Source organism: Rhodocaloribacter litoris (assembly GCF_011682235.2).
Taxonomy (GTDB): domain Bacteria; phylum Bacteroidota; class Rhodothermia; order Rhodothermales; family ISCAR-4553; genus Rhodocaloribacter; species Rhodocaloribacter litoris.
The window spans coordinates 2,545,514-2,561,891 of the sequence record NZ_CP076718.1 but is presented as its reverse complement, the minus strand read 5'-3'; the positions used below and the strand labels follow the sequence as shown (position 1 = coordinate 2,561,891).

General features: G+C 67.8%; 9 protein-coding genes and 1 tRNA gene. 8 read left to right on the top strand and 2 right to left on the bottom strand.

All coding sequences use genetic code 11. The features are described from left to right. Window positions 1-50 precede the first annotated feature (50 nt). The 5 genes from GQ464_RS10695 to GQ464_RS10675 all read left to right on the top strand — a co-directional run bounded on the left by GQ464_RS10695 (window position 51) and on the right by GQ464_RS10675 (window position 6,377). Complete coding sequence (locus tag GQ464_RS10695; RefSeq protein WP_166981730.1) at window positions 51-1,565, top strand: S10 family peptidase; 1,515 nt, start codon at window positions 51-53, stop codon at window positions 1,563-1,565. A 259-nt stretch (window positions 1,566-1,824) separates the two neighbouring features. Continuing rightward, window positions 1,825-3,231, top strand: a complete 1,407-nt coding sequence (locus GQ464_RS10690) for an IS4 family transposase (RefSeq protein WP_228350199.1) — start codon at window positions 1,825-1,827, stop codon at window positions 3,229-3,231. Between the two features lie 252 nt (window positions 3,232-3,483). Beyond that, window positions 3,484-4,788, top strand: coding sequence for an amidohydrolase (locus GQ464_RS10685; protein WP_166981937.1), 1,305 nt, complete (start codon window positions 3,484-3,486; stop codon window positions 4,786-4,788). Between the two features lie 78 nt (window positions 4,789-4,866). Beyond that, window positions 4,867-5,457: a hypothetical protein gene (locus GQ464_RS10680; RefSeq protein ID WP_228350198.1), complete on the top strand. Its 591-nt coding sequence runs from the start codon at window positions 4,867-4,869 to the stop codon at window positions 5,455-5,457. 20 nt (window positions 5,458-5,477) lie between these two features. Beyond that, the gene (locus GQ464_RS10675; RefSeq protein WP_166979579.1) at window positions 5,478-6,377 is read left to right on the top strand and encodes an endonuclease/exonuclease/phosphatase family protein; all 900 of its coding nucleotides are present in this window, start codon (window positions 5,478-5,480) and stop codon (window positions 6,375-6,377) included. Here GQ464_RS10675 and GQ464_RS10670 read toward each other — a convergent pair. After that, window positions 6,353-7,654, bottom strand: a complete 1,302-nt coding sequence (locus GQ464_RS10670) for a class II D-tagatose-bisphosphate aldolase non-catalytic subunit (RefSeq protein WP_166979577.1) — start codon at window positions 7,652-7,654, stop codon at window positions 6,353-6,355. The two genes, GQ464_RS10675 and GQ464_RS10670, sit on opposite strands and share 25 nt — an antisense overlap. A gap of 119 nt (window positions 7,655-7,773) precedes the next feature. Next, a complete protein-coding gene (locus tag GQ464_RS10665; RefSeq protein WP_228350197.1) occupies window positions 7,774-8,187 on the bottom strand; it encodes a hypothetical protein in 414 nt (137 codons plus the stop codon). Between the two features lie 583 nt (window positions 8,188-8,770). On the opposite strand from GQ464_RS10665, the gene GQ464_RS10660 reads away from it, so the two are divergent. The 3 genes from GQ464_RS10660 (at window position 8,771) to ppk1 (ending at window position 16,273) form a co-directional block, all read left to right on the top strand. Further along, window positions 8,771-13,789: an LAGLIDADG family homing endonuclease gene (locus GQ464_RS10660; protein ID WP_166979575.1), complete on the top strand. Its 5,019-nt coding sequence runs from the start codon at window positions 8,771-8,773 to the stop codon at window positions 13,787-13,789. A 184-nt stretch (window positions 13,790-13,973) separates the two neighbouring features. Continuing rightward, window positions 13,974-14,060, top strand: a tRNA-Ser gene (locus tag GQ464_RS10655). 137 nt (window positions 14,061-14,197) lie between these two features. Beyond that, window positions 14,198-16,273 (top strand): polyphosphate kinase 1, encoded by a 2,076-nt coding sequence (gene ppk1, locus GQ464_RS10650; RefSeq protein WP_166979573.1) that lies wholly within the window; start codon window positions 14,198-14,200, stop codon window positions 16,271-16,273. Window positions 16,274-16,378: the final 105 nt, after the last annotated feature.

Genomic DNA, 16,378 nt, shown 5'->3' with positions numbered 1-16,378 from the left:
CGGTAACTTCGGAGGCGTGTCGTCGCAAGTCTCCCTTTTTCCCTCTGTTTATGCGTTCTTTCCATCCTCTCTTCCTGGTTCGTTTCGCGCACCTGCCCGTGGTGGCGGCCGTGCTGCTGGCGCTGGCGGCGCCGGGGCGCGCCCAGGAACGGCACCTGCCGCCCGACACCACCGTCACCACCACGCACGAGGTCACCATCCGGGGGCAGCGCGTTCCGTACCGCGCCACCGCCGGCACCATGCCCGTCTGGAACGACGACGGCAAGCCCATCGCCGCGCTGTTCTACACCCACTACGCCCGCACCGACGTGGCCGACCGGTCGCAGCGGCCGCTCCTCATCTCCTTCAACGGCGGCCCCGGCTCGGCCTCGGTGTGGATGCACCTGGGCTACACCGGCCCGAAGCAGCTCGTCATCGACCCCGAGGGCTACCCCATCCAGCCCTACGGCACGCGCGACAACCCGCACTCCATCCTCGACGTGGCCGACATCGTCTACGTCGACCCCGTCAACACCGGCTTTTCCCGCGTGCTCGGCGAGGCCGACCCGAAGCAGTTCTTCGGGGTGAACGAGGACGTGGCCTACCTGGCCGACTGGATCGACGCCTGGGTGTCGCGGCACGGCTACTGGACCTCGCCCAAGTTCCTGATCGGGGAGAGCTACGGCACCACACGCGTCTCGGGGCTGGCGGGTGCGCTCCAGAACCGGCACTGGATGTACCTCAACGGCGTCGTGCTCGTCTCGCCCACCGACCTGGGGCTGGAGCCGCCGGCGACGCGGGCCCGCTCGGAGGTGCTGAAGCTGCCCTACTACACGGCCGCCGCCTGGTACCACGGCAAGCTCCCGCCCGACCTCCAGGCGATGGACCTCGAAGAGGTGCTGCCCCTGGCCGAGCGGTTCACCGTGGAGGAATACCTGCCGGCGCTGGCCTATGGCGGCTTCCTCGACGCCGACCGGAAGCAGGGCCTCGCCGAAGAGGTGGCCCGCTTCTCGGGCCTCTCGGTCGACTTCGTGCTCGACTACAACGTGGCCGTGCCGGCCTCCGCCTTCTGGAAAGAGCTCCTCCGCGACGAGGGCTTCACCATCGGCCGCCTGGACTCGCGCTACAAGGGCATCGACCGCACCGACGGCGGCGAGCGGTACGACTACCCGCCCGAGCTGACCTCCTGGAACCACGCCTTCACGCCGGCTATCAACCACTACCTCCGCGAGGAGCTGGGCTTCAAGACGGACCTGCAGTACAACATCTTCGGCCCCGTCTCCCCCTGGAACCGCGAGGGGGACGAGACGGGCGAGAACCTGCGGCAGGCCATGGCACAGAACCCGTTCCTGCGTGTCCTTTTTCAGGTGGGCTACTACGACGGGGCCACGGATTACTTCTCGGCCAAGTACACCATGTGGAACCTGGACCCGAGCGGCAAGCTGCGCGACCGGCTGGCCTTCCGGGCCTACCGGAGCGGGCACATGATGTACCTGCGCGAAGAGGACCTGGCCGCCTCCAACGACCACCTGCGCCGGTTCATCCTCGACGCCACCGCCGCCGCCCGCCAGCCGGCGAAGTATTGAGTGGTGCGTGGTGCGTAGTGCGTAACGGCCCATGAGCCGACGCCATTCGTAGCGCTCACCACCCTCCATGCTTCACTCCCCAGGCCCTACGCTTCATTTACGTAATTGAGACCTGTCCGGTAGTGGAACGACCCCTCCGTCGCTCCGCGACACCTCCCCTTGGCAACTTACCTTTACCCACAAGTGCCGTGAGATTAGCAGAAGGATGCTGATCAAATAACCTTTTACCCCATCGAAGCCATTGAAGAGGAGCCCCCCGATGGATACGGAAGCAATCCCAGACCTCCCTGAGGTCGATGAACTCTCCACCTGGCTTGTGCATGAATTGCACGACATGGCGCTGGGCGACAAGCGCCTGGACCGGCGACTGCTCGACACCGGCGCCAAACTGGCGGCCAGGCCTTCGGTGTCGATCAATCAGGCCTGTGCGGATTGGGCCGACACCAAGGCCGCCTACCGGCTCTTCGACAATGCCAAAACGACCGCCGAGAAGATCCGGGCGCCCCATTATCGCCGTACGCGGGAGCGGGCCCAGGGGCACAAACGGCTCTTTGCCATTCAGGATACGACCTACCTGAACTATACCCATCATCCCAGTACAAAGGGGCTCGGACCCATCGGCACCGCGCAGCAGAACCTGTCCGGCATAGTCATGCACACCAGCCTGCTCATGACCGAGCAGGGCCTTCCGCTCGGATTGGCCGGTCAGGCCATCTGGGTGCGCCCCCCCACGATGCACCAGCGCACCGCAGACGAACGACGCAAGCTGCCCATCGAAGAGAAGGAAAGTTCCAAGTGGCTCCAGGCCCTGCAACAGACCCAGGCCGTCGTTCCCCCCGAGGCCCAGCTCATCACCATCGGCGACAGCGAGTCCGACCTTTTTGAGCTTTTTCACCAGGCCCGCACCCTGGAGACCGACCTGCTGGTGCGAGCCGCCCAGAACCGCTCCGTCTGTGCACCCGAAGTGGGGCGGCTCTGGGAGGTGATGGGCCGGCAAGCGGCGTGCGGGCAGTTGCAGGTGCTCGTCCCCGCCCGCAAAGGGAAGCCGAAACGCCAGGCCTCGGTCACGGTGCGCTTTGCGCCTGTGAGCTTGAAAGCCCCTCGGCACCTGCGCAAAAAGATGGGCGATATGCCGCTCTATGCGGTGCTGGTGCAAGAGGAGGCCCCGCCCGCGGAGGACCCGCCTTTGTGCTGGCTTCTTTTGAGCACGGTGCCGGTGCATCGTTTTGCCGACGCCGTGGAGCGGATCCGGTGGTACGGCCTGCGCTGGCAGATTGAGGTCTATCACAAGGTGCTCAAATCGGGATGCCGTGTGGAAAAAGCCCCGTTGGCCGGCGTGGAGCGTCTGATGCCCTATCTGGCCCTGTTCAGCATCATAGCCTGGCGTCTTTTCTGGATGACCCTGGTGGCCCGTCATGCGCCTGATGCGCCCTGCACGCTGGTGCTGGCCGAGCATGAGTGGCGGGCTCTGTATACCTTCCACCACAAGACGCAGCAGGTGCCTGCCCGGCCGCCCACGGTGGGCCAGGTGGTCCTGTGGATCGCCCGGCTGGGCGGCTTTCTTGCTCGCAAAAACGACGGGCCTCCGGGGGTCACGGTGCTCTGGCGCGGCTGGCAACGTCTCACCGATATCGCCTCCGCCTGGCTCGTCTTTCATCCCTCCTGATTTGTGGGTAAAGGTAAGCCTTGGCAAGGGGAGGGGCTTTGAGGGCGAGAAAAACGCTCTGCGAGCCCTTCCCCCTGACCGCGCCACGCGGCCGCACAGGGGGAAGGTCCCCGAAGGGGGGATGGGGGTCGCCCGCTTCCCGTTCGGGGGCCCTGTCACAAAGCGCAAGGCGAGAAACGTGGCGACTTCGCCGCCTACTGCGTAACATCAGTTCATTACTCTCCACCCTCCACCCATCCGCCCTTGTCTGCCATGAAACGACTCGTCCTGCTTCTGCTCGCGCTGTGGGTGTTTTCGACCGAAGGGAAGGCGCAGGCGCCGGAGGCCCTCCGGGCGGCCATCGACCGGGCGGTGGAGGCGTCCACCGAGCGGGTGGTCGCCTGGCGCCGCGACATCCACGCCAACCCGGAGCTCTCCAACCGCGAGTTCCGCACGGCGGCGAAGGTGGCCGAGCACCTGAAGGCCCTGGGCATGGACGTCCGCACCGGCATCGCCCACACCGGGGTGGTGGGGGTGCTGCGCGGCGGCCGGCCCGGCCCCGTGGTGGCCCTCCGCGCCGACATGGACGCGCTGCCCGTCACCGAGGAGGTGGACCTGCCCTTCGCCTCAAAGGTGCGGGCCACGTACAACGGGCAGGAGGTGGGCGTCATGCACGCCTGCGGGCACGACAACCACGTCGCCATCCTGATGGGCGTGGCCGAGGTGCTGGCCTCGGTGAAGGACGATCTGCCCGGCACGGTCGTGTTCCTCTTCCAGCCCGCCGAGGAGGGGGCGCCGGCCGGGGAGGAGGGCGGCGCCGAACTGATGCTCGAGGAAGGTGCCTTCGACGATCCCCGCCCCGACGCCGTCTTCGGGCTGCACGTGGTGCCGCACTGGGAGGTCGGCCAGATCGCCGTGCGGCCCGGCGGCATCATGGCAGCCTCGGACGGCCTCTTCATCCGCGTGCAGGGGCGGCAGGCCCACGGCGCCTATCCCTGGCTGGGCATCGACCCGGTGACGGTCGCGGCGCAGATCACGCTCGCCCTCCAGACCATCCCCAGCCGCCAGCTCGACGTCACGAACGCCCCGGCCGTGGTCAGCATCGGGAGCCTGCACGGCGGCGTGCGCGGCAACATCATCCCCGAGACGGTGGAGATGACGGGCACCATCCGCACCTTCGACACGGCCATGCAGGCGGACCTGCACGCGCGTATCCGCCGCACCGCCACGAAGATCGCCGAGAGCGCCGGCGCGACGGCCGAGGTGAACATCGGTCTCGGCTACCCCGTCACGTACAACGACCCGGAGCTGACGGCGGCCATGCTGCCGACGCTCCGGCGGGTGGCCGAGGTGGTGGAGGCGCCGCGCCAGATGGGCGCCGAAGACTTCTCGTTCTTCGCCCGCGAGGTGCCCGGCCTGTACTTCCTCCTGGGCATCCGCACGCCCGGCGCCCCGCCCGAGGACTTCCCCGTCAACCACTCGCCCCGTTTCCGGGTGGACGAGGCCGCGCTGCCCGTGGGTGTCCGCGCCCTGGCCCACCTGGCGGTGGACTACCTGTGGATGCACACCGCCGAGTGAGACCGGCGCCCGTCAGCGGGCGGCGGGCACGTCCCTCGCCCCGGAACCGCCCCTTTCTTCCGCCCAGCCCCGTAGCCCATGGAACCCTCGACGCCGCCCGGAGAGCGGACGGCCCCACGTCCGGCACAGGAGCGCGGGCGCCTGGCGCTCACGGTGGACGCGCTGGCCCGCCAGGCCGGCGCGCTCACCGGCCTGACCCGGCGCCTGGCGCTGGCCACGCTGGCCGCCGGCGCCTGGCTCTGGGGGCTGGCGGCCTATCCTTTCACCTTCGACGCCGTATGGGCCTGGGTGCTCGCCGGCCTCGGGCTGGTGTTCCTGCTGGCGCCCGGCGTCCTGCTGTGGCTCTTCGACGCCGGCCTGCGTGAACTCACGGCCCTGCCGGCCCGCCTCGCCCGCACGCTCGACACCGGTCGTACCCGGACGGCAGACCTCTATGCGACGGCCACCGGAACCGGAGCACGCGGCCGGTGGTGGTTGTGGCGCCTCGTCAAAGGCGTGCTCGACCTCCGCACACTCGTGCTCGACGCCCGCGGCCTGCTCGTCCAGTACGCCGCCCTGGCGCGCCTGTTGAACCCGTGGATGCTGGCGATCGCCGTCACGGCCACGGTCGCCGGTGCCGTGCTGATCGCCCTGGCCGCCCTGACCCTGCTCTTCGTCGCCCTCTTCTGACGCCATCGCTCCGAAGCCCCATGGAACCCCCACCACAACGAAAAGGCCGGCTGCTGCGCGCGATCCTCATCGTGCTCATCCTGGCCGCCGCGCTCGTCGCCGCCTACTTCATCCTCACCTACCGGTCCACCCCGCCCGGGCCCGTCACCGGCGTCCCGGAGCAGGACCCCCGCCTGCACCTGGTGACGTGGAACCTCTACAACTTCGGTCGCTCGAAGGACGATACCGAGATGGCCTTCATCGCCCGGCAGCTCCGGCATGCGGACCTGGTGGCCGTGCAGGAGGTCTCCACCTCCCCGCCGGGAGCCCAGGCCGTCGCCCGGCTGGCCGATGAACTGGGCCGCACCGGAACGGCCTGGGACTACGTGGTCAGCGACCCGACCACGGGGGACGGATCGGAACGCTATGCTTTCCTCTGGAAAGCCTCCCGCGTCCGCCTCATCGGCCGCCCCTGGCTCGAAGCCTCCCTGGCCGACGCGCTCGACCGGGAGCCGTTCCTGGCCCGCTTCGAGCATGTACAGACCGGGCAACGCCTCCTCGTCGCTTCCTTCCACGCCGTACCCACCTCCAAAAAGCCCGAACGGGAGATACGCCTCCTCGACGCGCTGCACACCCGCTACACCGACGACCACCTCGTCCTCGTGGGCGACTTCAACCTGCCGCAGGACGACCCCGCCTACGACGGGCTGCGCCGGGCCGGCTATGCCCCGGCCCTCATCGGCCAGAAGACCAGCCTGAAGATGCGCCGCACCAACGGCGAACACCTGGCCAGCGAATACGACAACATCTTCTTCGAGCGGGCGCCGCTGCGCGTCGAGGAAGCCGGGGTGATCGACTTCACCGAAACCTTCGCCACCCTGCGCGAGGCGCGCCGGATCTCGGACCACCTGCCGGTCTACGCGGTGCTCTCCTGGAACTGAGCCGGAGAGGCACCGCCTTCACCGAGCGCAGCCAGGAGGCGATCCATGAAGCCGGGCAGGTTGAAGGCGCGGGCATAACGGAGGATGGCCTCCTGGATGCGCCGGACCACATAGGCATCGGCGTCGCGGTGGGGGGCCAGGTGGGCGTAGAGCCGTGCCCGGGCGGCCCGGACGTCCGGCTGCGTCCACACATAGCGGCTCCCCGTCTCGATGAGCCACGCCTGCCGTTCGGGGGCCAGCGCGCCGAAGGGCCGGCCCCGCTCGTCCGGACGCAGCCACTTCCGCCACCGCCCGCCGGCGACGACGGCCCGGCGCAGGGCCCCGGCAAAGCCGCTGTCGAGGCCGAGACGCGCCTCGTGGGCAACCAGCTCCATGAGCGCCGCATATTCGACGGCCGCCAGCCCCGGCCCGATGTTCGCCCCGCCGACCCCTGCCGCCGGATAGGCCTCGGGCCGTTCCACATCGTCGGTATAGTGCCCTTTGAGGACGGCTCCGAAGGCGTGCGCCCGGGCTGCGAGCCGCCGGGCACGCTCGGCGTCGAAGGCCCGGCCGTCGAGGGTCGTCCCCACGTCGCCGACGACGAAGCAGGGGCGTGGCAGGCCGTCCCGCTCGAGGGCTGCCTCCAGGGCTTCGAGAAAAGCGGCGAAGCGCCCCTCGTGGTCGAGTCCCCCGCCCGTCTCCTCCGTGCCCACCTCGTAGGCCACCGGCGGGTAGCCGGCCCGGCGGCGGTAGGCCTCGGCATGGCGCATCAGCACCACCGTCCGCTCCACGATGACCTCCACAGGCACCCCGCCGGGCCAGCCGGGATCGACGGTCGGGTCGATGTGGAGCAGGCCATAGCCGGCGTCCAGGCAGGCTTCGAGCGAGCGCAGCACCTCGTCGAACACCCGGGCATAGGGCAGGCGATCGGTCCGGTGGGCATCCTTCTTCCAGGGCCCGCCGTGATCCAGGCCGAGCACCACCGGCACGTCGAGGTCCAGGTTCCGGCACTCCTCGCGCACGAAGGCCGCAAAGGTGCCGGGGGAGAACCCCGTGTAGCCCCCGTCACGGTCGACCTGGTTGAGGGTAGCGGCAAAAAAGAGGGGGGTGTCGGCCGCCCGGGCCGCCCGGAGCGCCGCGCGCGTCACCGCCACCGAGTTGGGACAGACGGCCAGCAGGGTATGCCGCCCGGCCAGCGGCCCCGCCAGCACGTCCACCAGGAGCCGGGCCACCGACAGCCCGCGCGTCCCGGCATGGTGCTCCAGCCTCGTTGTACGCGACGACCTTGCCCCGGGCATATCGACACACCTCCTTTCAACGCGGGCCGGCGCCCCGGAGAACCGGAGTCGCCCGGCGCAACAAAAAAGCGCCCCGGCCATCCCACCGAGGCGCTTTCGACACGGGTGCCGCCGGCCCCCTATTCGTCTTCCTCCTCGGCCTCGACGGGAGCGGGACGCACATCCCACATCAGCATGGTTTCGATGTCGGCGTAGTCCTCCTCACCGTCCTCATCGATGAAAACGTAGTCGCCGAGCTGTTCGCGCTGCGCCTCCGGGACGCGGCGCCAGTGGATACCCTCCTGGTCGACGAACTCGTCCGGGTACGGGCTTTCGACGCGATACGAAGGGTGATAGGAGCGATACGTCTTGGCGGCCTCGTAGAGCGCCGCCCGCCGCGCCCCGGCCTTCGTCACGCTGCGCCCGGTCACGCGGAACGGGGTGATGGTGATGGTGGCCTGGAAGTACCCGTCTTCCAGCTCGGTATATTCAGGCCGCATCACCGTGAACTCGTCGGGATGCGGGTATGCGCTCCGTTCGTTGAAGTCCATCATGTTCGCTCGCATTGAAGTGGAAGGCAGCACCGGGCGATCGGTTCAATGTACAAAACGCATCCGGCCTTCACGTGTGAACTTTACGCAAGGTCGGCACGGGGTTGTTCCGTGGCGGGGAGGGACGTGGCGGCGAAGGCGGATCCACCGGCCCGGCGCCAGTCCTAGGGGGGGTGCCGGGCCGCGGGCCGGGCGACCGTTATTGAGCCGGCCGGGAGGCCGTTATTGAGCCCCGGTGTGCACCCGATGTGGATAACTTTTTCACCTTCCCAATAACGGATTCAACAACCCGCAAAACACCCCGCCCGCGGCCCTTTTCCGGTCCGAAAACACCGTACAGGCACCCTTTTTCCACCGGCCGCCTGTGGAAAAAAAATACTTGCATAACGGCTCATGCCCTGTTTAATTAGAAGCGGATCCGGTTCGGGAAATCCCTTGCGACGGTTTATGGCCTGCGGGTCGTGAACCGTTCCTTTTCTCCGCCGGACCGACCGGCGTAGCCCGCCGAGCAAAGCACCCCTTCCCGGCCGCGCTGTCTCCTTTCGCCTCACATTGTTCCACCACCACGACCACCGGTATTATGTCCATGCGTGCCTCCAAAAACGACGCCCCCCTCGCTCCCGACGTCGTGCTCCCCGAACCCGGGCAACTGGCCCGGGGCCTGACCATCGAACGGGTCTTCTCAACCGAAGGCGAGGACCCTTTCGAGTCGGTCGAATGGGAAACGCGCGACGCCGTCATCAAAAACCCGAAGGGGGAAGCCGTCTTCGAACAGAAAGGGGTCGAGTTTCCGAAGAGTTGGAGCCCCCTGGCCACGAACGTGGTGGCCAGCAAGTATTTCTACGGGGATCTGGCCCGCAACGGCGAGGATCCGGCCCGGGGCGGGCGCGAGCGCTCGCTCCGCCAGCTCATCCACCGCGTCACGCGCACGATCACGGACTGGGGCCTCCAGCAGCACTACTTCGCCACGAAGGAGGACGCTGAGCGCTTCTACGACGAGCTGACCTGGCTCTGCCTGCACCAGTACGGTTCGTTCAACAGCCCCGTCTGGTTCAACGTGGGCCTCTTCCACCGGTATGGCGTCCGCGACACCGGCGGCAAGACGATCTACGGCTGGGACCGCCAGAAGCAGGAGGTCGTCGAGGTCGACCCGTACGAGCGCCCGCAGGCCTCGGCCTGCTTCATCATCTCCGTCGACGACTCCATCGACGACATCTGGAAGCTCATGGCCGAGAGCGCCCGCCTGTTCAAGTTCGGCTCGGGCGTAGGCGCGGACTGGTCGAAGCTGCGCTCCTCGAAGGAGAAGCTCTCGGGCGGTGGCACGCCCTCCGGCCCCGTCTCGTTCATGCGGGTGCAGGACGCCACCGGCGGCACGATCAAGAGCGGGGGCAAGACGCGCCGGGCGGCCATCATGCAGACGCTGCGCTGCTGGCACCCGGACATCGAGGAGTTCGTCCTGGCCAAGCAGGAGGAGGAGAAGAAGGCCTGGGCGCTCATCGAGCAGGGCTACGACGGCTCCTTCAACGGGCCGGCCTACGGGAGCGTCGCCTTCCAGAACGTCAACCAGAGCGTGCGCGTGACGGACGCGTTCATGCAGGCCGTCGAGCGCGGAGAGAAGTTCGCCCTCCGGGCCGTCACCACGGGCGAGGTCGTGGACCGGATCGACGCGGGCGCGCTGATGAAGAAGATCGCCGAAGGCACCTGGATCTGCGGCGACCCGGGCCTGCAGTACGAAGACACCATCCAGCGCTGGAACACGGTCAAGGCGTTCGGCCCGATCAACTCGAGTAACCCGTGCGTGACGGGCGACACGCTCGTGGCCACCGAAGACGGGCTTCGGCGCATCGACAGCATGGTGGGTGAGACGCCGCGCGTCGTCGGTCTGGACGGCCGGCTGCACCGCACCACACGGGTCATCGAGACCGGCACGAAGCCCGTGTACCGGCTGCGCACGCAGAGCGGCTATACGATCAAGCTCACCGCCGACCACCGCGTCTGGACCGAGAACCGGGGCGACGTCCCCGCCTGCGAGCTCACGAAGGACGACGTCGTGCGTCTGGTGCGGCCGCATCCGGGGACCGTTCGTCTGAAGCCGAACGTGGCCGAGCGGCTCGCCGCCTACCTGGCGGCGCTGGTGCCGGCCTTGCCGGACGAGGAGCCGGTCGACTTCATGCTCCCCGACAGCACGCTCTCCGACGACGCGCTGCGTCTCTGCGCCGAGAGCCTGAGCGTCGTGCTGCAACCCGTGATCGAGGCCGGACACGTCACGTACGACTCCGAAGAGCTGGCCTCGCAGGTGCAGCTTATGCTGCTTATGATCGGCCGTAAAGCCCATCGGGAAGGAGCCTCCCTCGTGGTTCTGGATGAAGCGCCCGAAACCGACCCGGTTCATAGCATCGAGCTCGTTGGTGTTGAGCCGGTCTACGACCTGACCGAGCCCGTGACGGATCACTTCGTCGCCGGCGGCATCGCCGTGCACAACTGCTCGGAGTTCATGCACCCGGACAACACGGCGTGCAACCTGGCCTCGCTCAACCTCCGCAAGTTCCAGAAGGAGGACGGCACGTTCGACGTCGAGCGGTTCCGGGCGGCCACGCGCATCTTCATCACGGCGATGGAGATCCTGGTGGACAACGCCGGCTACCCCTCGAAGCAGATCGCCTACAACTCGCACCTGCTGCGCCCGCTCGGCCTCGGCTTCGCCAACCTGGGCGCACTGCTGATGGCCATGGGCCTGCCCTACGACAGCGACGAGGGCCGGGCCGTGGCCGGTGCCATCATGGCCATCGAGCATTGCGAGGCCTATGCCCGCTCGGCCGAAATCGCCGCCAACAAGAAGATCGGGCCGTTCCCGGCCTATCCGGAGAACGCCGAGTCCATGCTCGAGGTCATGCGGATGCACCGGGCGGCCGTCGAGGACATCCACCCGAGCTGCCCGGCCTACCTGAAGGAGGCGGCCCGCCAGAGCGCCGCGCGCATGATCGCCCTGGGCGAGCGCCACGGCTACCGCAACGCCCAGGCCACGGTCCTGGCCCCCACGGGGTGTCTCGTCGGCGGCTCGCTCGTCTCGACCGACCGGGGACTGGTGCGCCTCACCAGCCTGGGTGACCCTCACGGAGCACCGTGGCAGGACACCTCGTTCCGTGTCTTCACGGACGAAGGCGTCAAGGAGGCCACGAAGTTCTACGTCAACGGCATCGCGCTCACGCGCAAGATCCGCACGCGGTCAGGCTACAGCATCCAGGGCACCCACCAGCACCGCATCAAGGTCATCGACCCGGAGACCGGACACTGGGTCTGGAAACGATTCAGTGACATCACCCCCGGAGACATCGTGCCGATGGCCATGAACACCCTCATCGGCGAGCCCCGCGAAGTGACCCTGCCACCGCTGGGCGAGCTGTACTGGACCGGCGACCACCGCACCGGCGTGCCGCGCACGGTCTCGCCGGATCTGGCCGAACTGGTGGGCTACTTCATGGGAGACGGTAGCCTGCACGCCAAAGGCCTCCGCTTCTGCGTCAGCGAGCAGGACGAGGACGTGGTGGCACGGCTCCGGTATCTCGTGGAGACGCTCTTCGGGCTCGAGGCCCACGTCACTCCGAAGCAGGGGTACGTCGAGGTCGGCGTGCATTCGGTGCCGCTGGTCCTCTGGTGGGAGGCCTGCGGCTTCGCCAAGCGACCGCCCTCCGACGACCACACCGGCAAGGGCTACATGCCGTTCATCCCGGACGCCCTCCTGCACACCAACGATCCGGGCGTGTACCAGGCCTTCCTGCGGGGTCTCTTCGAGGCGGACGGAACCCTCTTGGAGGGGGTGCCGGCCCTGTGCACCGCCCACGAAGCCTTCGCACAGGAGATCCAGAGCCTGCTCCTGGCCCTCGGCTACCCGACCCACACCCGACACGACCAGGGAGGCCGGGGCGATACCACGTACGTGCTGCGACTGAAAAACCGGGGCTACAACGACGCCTTCGCCCGGGAGATCGGCTTCATCGGCGGGCGGAAACGGGAGGCCGTGGCCGGCGCCGCCACCCGCGGTAGTGCCAAAGGCGACCGCATCTACGTGGACCGGGCGCTGGTCGAGGAGCTGGTACCCGCCGGAAGCACCCACCGCGACGCCGTACTGCTGTCGCTGCGGCGCCATGGCGCCGTCCCCCGCCAGCGCCTCGAACAGATCTACAAGGAGACACGGGACGAGCGGCTGGTGCGGTACATGGGCTACTTCTACGACGTCGTGGAAGCCAACGAGGACGGCGGCGAGCAGCTCACCTACGACCTCTCGGTGCCCGAGAACGTGACGTACGTGGCTAACGGGTTCATCAGCCACAACACCATCGCCTTTATGATGGACTGCGACACGACGGGCATCGAGCCGGACATCGCGCTGGTGAAGTACAAGCTGCTCGCCGGTAAGGGCGACGGCATGCTCAAGATCGTCAACCGCACCGTGCCCGAAGCCCTGCACCGCCTGGGCTACGACGAGGCGGCCATCACCCGCATCATCGCCTACATCGACGAGCACGACACCATCGAGGGCGCGCCCGACCTGAAGGAGGAGCACCTGCCCGTCTTCGACTGCGCCTTCAAGCCGTTCAAGGGCACGCGCTCGATCCATCACCTGGGCCACCTGCGCATGATGGCCGCCTGCCAGCCGTTCGTCAGCGGGGCGATCAGCAAGACGATCAACGTCCCCGAAGAGGCCACCGTCGAAGACATCGCCGACGCCTACATGCAGGGGTGGAAGCTCGGCCTGAAAGCCGTAGCCATCTACCGCGAAAACTCGAAGCGAAGCCAGCCCCTTTCGACCTCCGCCGGCGGCAACACGAAAGGGAAGGAGGTCGCCTCGGGCGACGGCATGGCCACCGAGGACGAACCGCAGATCGTGGAGAAAGTCGTCGAAAAGGTCGTCTACAAGCCGGTGCGCAAGCGCCTGCCGGACGAGCGGCCCTCCATCGCCCACAAGTTCTCCATCGCCGGCCACGAGGGCTACCTGCACATCGGCCTCTACCCGGACACGAAGATGCCCGGCGAGATCTTCATCACGATGGCCAAGCAGGGCTCGACGATCTCCGGGCTCATGGATGCCTTCGCCACGTCGATCTCGCTGGCGCTCCAGTACGGCGTGCCGCTCGAAGACCTGTGCAACAAGTTCAGCCACATGCGCTTCGAGCCGAGCGGGTTCACCAACAACCGGCAGATCCCCATCGCCAAGTCCATCATGGACTACATCTTCCGCTACCTGTCCCTGAAGTTTCTCGGGCAGATGAAGGAGGAGGATACGGTAAACCCTAAGCAGGCCGTTGCGGAGGTCGTCGACCGCAGCGGCCCGGCGACCGACGAGAAGCAGATGGACATGTTCGAAGACGGGCAAAAGCCGGTCGATGCCCTGGTGGGCTCCACCGTGGAGGCGTTTTTCGCCGCGGCGGAGCGGGCCCACGCCCGGCAGACCGCGACGCCGGATCCCTACGCAGCCGAAACCGGCACCACCTCGTTCAAGAACCAGGAGGACGCGCCCCCGTGCCCGAACTGCGGCTCCATCACCGTCCGCAGCGGTGCGTGCTACGCCTGCCCGAACTGCGGCTCGTCGAGCGGCTGCGGCTGAGCCCGACGCGACGTAACGCCGAGATGCCCGGCTCTCCCTGCGAGGGCCGGGCGTCGCCGTTTTCGCCCCGACCGGACGGCCCGGCGCACACACAGTTACCGTTGAACAGGTGAATCGGGCGGCATAAATTCGAGGGATCGCAGCGGAAACCCGCGGGCCGTCCGGTCGTGAAAAGCGGCCCACCGGAGGGGTGCCAGAGTGGTTTAATGGAGCAGTCTTGAAAACTGCCGTACCCGTTCGGGTACCGTGGGTTCGAATCCCACCCCCTCCGCTCCCCCGGCGGCGGGGCGGGCAGCGGCGCAAAAAGTGATCGTGGAAATCCTCACTGCTTGCATGACCACGGCGCGATAAAGTGTCCCTGCCCGCCCCGCCGCCGGCCTTTGGCCTTTCCGACCTGCCCGCGCCGCCATGGCTGTCCTGTCTCCGGACCACCTCTTCAACCGTGAGCTGAGCTGGCTGGCCTTCAACGGGCGGGTCCTGCAGGAAGCCCGGGATCCCACCGTTCCCCTCCTCGAACGGCTCAAGTTCCTGGCCATCTTCTCCTCGAACCTGGACGAGTTCTTCCAGGTGCGCGTGGCCTCGCTGCGAAGCCTGCTCCGGCTGGGGAAGCAACACGCCCGCAAGCTCGCCTTCGACCCGGAGGCGCTGTTGCAAGAGATCACCCGGGTGGTCACGGCGCAACAGGAGACCTTCGGACAGATCTTCCGCCAGGAGATTCTGCCCGGCCTGGAAACCGAAGGTATTCGCCTGCTGGACGAGACGCAGGTTACACCGGCACAGGCTGCTTTTCTGGAGGTGTACTTTGCGGAAGCGGTACGGCCCCGGATCGACCCCGTCCTGCTCCAGACAGACAACACGAAGCCCTTCCTGAAGAACCGCCGGCTTTACCTGGTGGTCGAACTCTGGACAGCGGGAACGCACACGCCGGTCGACCCGGTACCGCCCCAGTATGCGCTGGTCGACATCCCGAGCCCGCCGCTGCCGCGCTTCGTCGAAGTACCGGCCCGGGCAGGCGAGCACCACGTCCTCTTCCTCGACGACGTCATCCGGCTGAACCTGCCCCGGCTTTTCCCGGCCCACACCGTCGGGCAGGCGTTCTCGGTCAAGCTCTCCCGGGACGCCGAACTCTACCTCGAAGACGAATTCGCCGGCGACCTGGTGGAGATGATCCGCAAGAGCCTGGAGCAGCGCGAACGGGGGCTCCCGACCCGGTTCCTCTACGACCAGCGGGCGCCTTACCCCGCCATCACATTCCTCAAGCACCACTTCGATCTGGCCGACGAAGACCTGGTACCCGGCGGCCGGTACCACAACTTCAACGACTGCTTCGCCTTCCCCCGCTTCGGCCGGGACGATCTGGCCGACCCGCCCTGGCCGCCGGTGCCGCACCCGGTGCTGTCGCGGGCCCCGTCGCTCTTCGACGCCCTGGCCACGCGGGATCACCTCCTCCACGTTCCCTACCAGTCGTTCGACGTGGTGCTGCGCCTGCTCGACGAAGCGGCCGGCGATCCGTCGGTCGAGCGCCTCGCCGTCACGCTCTACCGCGTTGCCACGCCCTCGGCCGTGGCCCGGACCCTGATCCGGGCAGCCAGGGCGGGCAAAACGGTCATTGCCTTTGTGGAGGTGAAGGCCCGCTTCGACGAGGAAAGCAACCTGCACTGGGCCGAACAGATGATGCAGGCCGGCGTGCGCGTGTACTACAGCCTGCCGGGGCTGAAGGTCCACGCCAAGCTGCTCCTCATCGAACGCCGCGAAGACGGCGGGCTCCGGCGGTATGCGTACCTGAGCACGGGCAACTTCAACGAAAAGACGGCCCGTCTGTACACCGACCTGGCCCTGCTGACAGCCGACCCGCGCCTGGCCGACGAGGTCGCCGAGGTGTTCCGTTTCCTGACCGGCGAGGTGGAGGTACCCCACACGCAGCACCTGCTCGTGGCCCCGTTCGCGCTGCGGAAGCAACTCTACGCCCTCATCGACCGGGAAATCGCGGCCGCCCGGGCGGGACGCCGGGGCGGGATCGTGCTCAAGCTGAACAGCCTGGAAGACCCGGGCCTCATCGAACGGCTGTATGCCGCGAGCCGGGCCGGCGTCCACGTCGAGGCCGTCGTGCGCGGCATCTGCTGCCTGAAACCCGGCCTGCCCGGCCTGAGCGAAAACATCCACGTGCGGAGCCTCCTCGACCGCTTCCTCGAACACAGCCGCCTTTTCGTCTTCCACCAGGACGGCGACGCGGCGATCTACCTGGCCTCGGCGGACTGGATGCAGCGCAACATGGACCGGCGCGTCGAGGTGGCCTTTCCCGTCTACGACCCGGCCCTCCGCCGGGAACTTCACACCCTGCTCGGCTTCCAGCTCGCCGACAACGTGAAGGCCCGCCTCATCGACGCCGAACAGCGCAACGCCTACGTCGCGGCCGGCGACGCGCCACGGCTCCGCGCCCAGGAAGCCACGTACCGGTACTTCCGGCAGCAGGCCGCCCCGTGACGACGGGGTAGACAGGACCTCCTCAAAGCCCTAAATTCGAGATCCCGAACGTGCCGGCGCGGGGTGCGGTGGAGCGAAGCGACATCGCCCCCGGCCCCACCCCAC

Bases quoted from the DNA above. Each gene is read 5' to 3' on its own strand.
- GQ464_RS10695 (WP_166981730.1), top strand. From the start codon at position 51: ATGCGTTCTTTCCATCCTCTCTTCCTGGTTCGTTTCGCGCACCTGCCC.
- GQ464_RS10690 (WP_228350199.1), top strand. From the start codon at position 1,825: ATGGATACGGAAGCAATCCCAGACCTCCCTGAGGTCGATGAACTCTCC.
- GQ464_RS10685 (WP_166981937.1), top strand. From the start codon at position 3,484: ATGAAACGACTCGTCCTGCTTCTGCTCGCGCTGTGGGTGTTTTCGACC.
- GQ464_RS10680 (WP_228350198.1), top strand. From the start codon at position 4,867: ATGGAACCCTCGACGCCGCCCGGAGAGCGGACGGCCCCACGTCCGGCA.
- GQ464_RS10675 (WP_166979579.1), top strand. From the start codon at position 5,478: ATGGAACCCCCACCACAACGAAAAGGCCGGCTGCTGCGCGCGATCCTC.
- GQ464_RS10670 (WP_166979577.1), bottom strand. From the start codon at position 7,654: ATGCCCGGGGCAAGGTCGTCGCGTACAACGAGGCTGGAGCACCATGCC.
- GQ464_RS10665 (WP_228350197.1), bottom strand. From the start codon at position 8,187: ATGATGGACTTCAACGAACGGAGCGCATACCCGCATCCCGACGAGTTC.
- GQ464_RS10660 (WP_166979575.1), top strand. From the start codon at position 8,771: ATGCGTGCCTCCAAAAACGACGCCCCCCTCGCTCCCGACGTCGTGCTC.
- ppk1 (WP_166979573.1), top strand. From the start codon at position 14,198: ATGGCTGTCCTGTCTCCGGACCACCTCTTCAACCGTGAGCTGAGCTGG.